General features: G+C 49.3%; 3 protein-coding genes. 1 reads left to right on the forward strand and 2 read right to left on the reverse strand.

The window, feature by feature from the left end:
* Positions 1-857, forward strand: an 857-nt coding sequence (locus ACWA6V_RS18995; RefSeq protein WP_449523966.1) for a GTP-binding protein, incomplete at its 5' end; no start/stop codon positions are given.
* 102 nt (positions 858-959) lie between these two features.
* Here the strand turns inward: ACWA6V_RS18995 and ACWA6V_RS19000 are convergent.
* The gene (locus ACWA6V_RS19000) at positions 960-3176 is read right to left on the reverse strand and encodes an EAL domain-containing protein (RefSeq protein WP_449523967.1); all 2217 of its coding nucleotides are present in this window, start codon (positions 3174-3176) and stop codon (positions 960-962) included.
* 123 nt (positions 3177-3299) lie between these two features.
* The coding region (gene tsaE, locus ACWA6V_RS19005; RefSeq protein WP_449523968.1) for a tRNA (adenosine(37)-N6)-threonylcarbamoyltransferase complex ATPase subunit type 1 TsaE at positions 3300-3673 on the reverse strand (374 nt) is incomplete at its 5' end.

Consider the following 3673-nt stretch of genomic DNA (forward strand, 5'->3'; position numbering starts at 1 on the left):
TTTCTATGCAATTTTTTCTGAAAACAGCGTTGCTCTGCACATTGTTGATTGGCACGGCCGATGTTATGGCTCACAAACCTACTGCGCCCTCATTGAACCAAGCATGGCAAGTGACGGGACTGGAGATTCCTGAATCGGTTATTGAAGTAAAGTGCGGTGGTAAGCCTTATTTTCTGGTGTCCGTGATCAAAGGTGATTTTTTTAGCAAGGATGGCAACGGTGATATCGCCAAAATCAGCGCGAACGGAACGTTACTGGATAGCCAATGGGCAAGTGGATTAAATGCGCCCAAAGGCATGGCAGTATCCGGCAAATATCTCTACGTTTCCGACATCGATGAAGTTGCCGTTATCGATTTGAAAACCGGTGCAATAGTCAACGTAATTCCAATCCCGGGAGCAGCATTTCTCAATGATGTAGCCGCCAATCGCCGGGGCGATATTTTCGTGTCGGATACGGGTGTAGGAAAGATTTTTAGGATTCGTAATTTTATACCCGAGGTCTATATCGATAACGTCACCAGTGCCAATGGATTGTTTATTGATAAGGATGAATTAGTCGTCGGCTCAGGGGCACAACTAGTGCGCTATAACACTGCACTGGAGGCAACAGTGATTACCCAGTTACCCTTTGGCCTTATTGATGGCATTGCTGAGACCAAACGCAACAACTATTTGGTTTCACTCTGGGAGGGACAAATTTATTGGATTAACCACGATGGCTCGCAAACGCTGCTGCTGGATTTAACCAGCCAAGGCATATACACCGCCGATTTTGCTTACACCAAAGAAAAACAATTAGTCGTTGTGCCAAATTTTTTCAGCAATACCGTTACTGCCTACCACCTGAAATATTGATTCTCGCCCAGTTGTACAAAGGGCAGGCCATCTGCCCTTTCAATTATTTTTCATTAGTTTTTACATCAAAAAAAGATTGCATCCAAAAAACAATTCAAACCGCTATTTCATAAATTGGCTGATATCAAATAGCTGCGCCGCGTGGGCGCGCATAAATTCGATAAATTCTGCCTCTGGCAGCGGCCTTGCAATGACATAACCCTGAGCGATATCGCAGCCGTCTTTTTTTAACATTTGCAATGTTTGGTCATCTTCAACACCTTCAGCAACCGTCACTAACCCCAGCTCGCGCGCCATTAAAATCGTTGAGCGCACTATGCTGTGGTTGCGCGGGTTGCCGAGCATATCGCTGACAAAAGTGCGGTCGATTTTTAATTCGCGGATAGGGAACATACTTAAATAGGAGAGCGACGAATAGCCAGTACCAAAATCATCGACCGAGGAGTAGATACCTAACTCGCTTAATTGCGTGAGTACTTGTTTTACTCGCTGGGGATCTGAAGCAACTGAGGTCTCGGTGAGTTCCAATTTAATGTCACTGGGCAGCCCCTGATAGCGTACCAGTGCTTGGCTTACGATGTCGGCGAGATTGGTTTCAATTAAATCGTAAGCGGCAATATTGATGCTGATGCAGCAGGGCAAATCGCGTTTGCGCAACAGCACAGCCACCCGCACTGCCTCGTCGATCATCTGCTCGGTAACCTGCTCGATCAAACCGGAATTTTCCAACAGCGGAATAAATACATTGGGCGGCACCAACCCCAAGCGCGGGTGCTGCCAGCGCACCAATATTTCAGCCGATAAAATTTTTCCGCTGCGCAAATCCAATTGCGGTTGAAACACAGGGAAAATACCCTGCACATTGCCATCGATAAAAATTGAAATAATATCCAAATCAACACGGCTGGGTTCCATCGCTGCTTCATAAGCGAGCCAGCGTCGGCGGCGCAATTCGCTCATCGCTAGTGCAGTTTCGGCGTGCCGCATTAATTTCCCTGCTGAGCGCCCGTGTTCAGGCCAGTAGGCCGATCCACCAACAAATTGCGAATTTAATCCCGGGTCTGATTCAGCCATCGCGTTGCTCAAGCGATCAAATAACTCCAGCGCGTTGCTTTTATTAACGAACAATGCAAATACCCCGCGCCCTAAATAAGCTGCCAAAGTATCGTCCAATTTGAGCAGGTGAGTCGCAAATGCGCTCACAATCATTTCCGCGCGCGCGAACCCAAAGGTGCGCACAATGACATCAAGGTCAGCGAGTTTTATTACCAGGATTTCTTTTTCTTGCTTAACGGGTTGTTGATGCGCGTGAAAATAATCATCCAACTGATCGATAAAATGCGGCAACTTGGCAAGGCCTGTCTGCGCATCAAAATGGGCGACGCGGAGCAATTCCTGCTCGGCAATTGCGCGCTGTGCCAACGCTTCACTCAACTCCTGCGTACGCTGTTCAACCTTGCGCTTTAAACTCCAATACCAACTACCGCCCAGTGCAAACGCGGCCAATAAAAGCGCAAATGCGCTGGAAAAAAATGGCAGCCAGCGGTTGTCGGCCTGCGCAGGTTCCAGATCGTTTTGCCACTTTTGGTAGAGCGTTTGGTAATTGCCATTGGCGATGGCGCTACTCAGGGAATCCTGCAGCCATTCTGCCAATTCCGGTTTATTTTTATTGACTGCAAACGCATAACCGCGCGACCAAAATGGCGGCCCCATCCGCGCCAATTTCCACTCGTGCAGACGCAATAAATTATCAGCCGCCAAGCTGGACAGTACCGCGTAATCGGCACTGCCCTGCATGACCGACTCTATCGCTGAGAGTGTATTCGAGGTCAGCACCAAGTCCCCTTTTTTCGCCAGATGGCGCAGCTGTTGGTGGGCGAAAGATTCTTCTTCTACCGCCACTTTTTTATTGGTGAGATCGTCAATTGATGACACGCGCGCAGTGGTGGGCAGCGCATAAATCGCATGCGAGGAATAAAGATAGGCCTGGGTAAAGATAAACTTGCGTGAGCGCTCCAGTGAGTAGTACATAGGCACTACATCCAGATGCCCTTGTTCCAGCGCGTGAATAGTATCCGGCCAGTTGCCCAGGCGGTGCTCAGCCTTGCTGCCGCCTATGTGAGCAACCTCGCGCGCTAGATCAACGTTAAACCCGTTGATTTGATTTTTTTCCATCCACTCCAGCGGCGGATAAGCGAGATCACCGCCAAATAAAATTTGGGGCGGAGGCTCATAGGAATAAACGGTGCGCGCAAGGAATAAACACAAGAATATAAAAATACTGGCGCTGCCCGCCGGAAGTCGATGACTCAGGTACATCCTTTAACACTCGATTAATGGTATTCCGATTGGTCACACAGGAAAGATCCACTAAGCCTAGGGCATGAATGAATTTTTCACCAATTGAACAAAGAACCGGAGTGTATCGGGGATAAGAAAACGTCAGGCGGAGGCAAGCAATCTGGCCAAGTCAGCCGAGTCAGTACGCAGCTCAAGGCGGCGCCCCTCGCCGGCGACACTGATATCAACCACCAGATCCGGCGTGGGTAAAACGCCTGCGCCGCGTGTTGGCCACTCAATCAAACAAAGTGTGTTAGCGGCAAAATAATCGCGGATACCCATGTACTCCAGCTCTTCCGCGTCTCCAAGGCGATAGAGGTCGAAGTGGTAAACAGTACGCACTGGAAACTCATAGGCCTCAACCAAAGTGTAAGTCGGACTCTTCACCGCGCCGTTATGACCAAAAGCGCGCAGGATGCCGCGTGTGAGCGTGGTTTTTCCCGCGCCGAGATCGCCCAGTAAATGCACGGTAAGCG

The sequence above is a fragment of the Cellvibrio sp. genome, assembly GCF_053579595.1.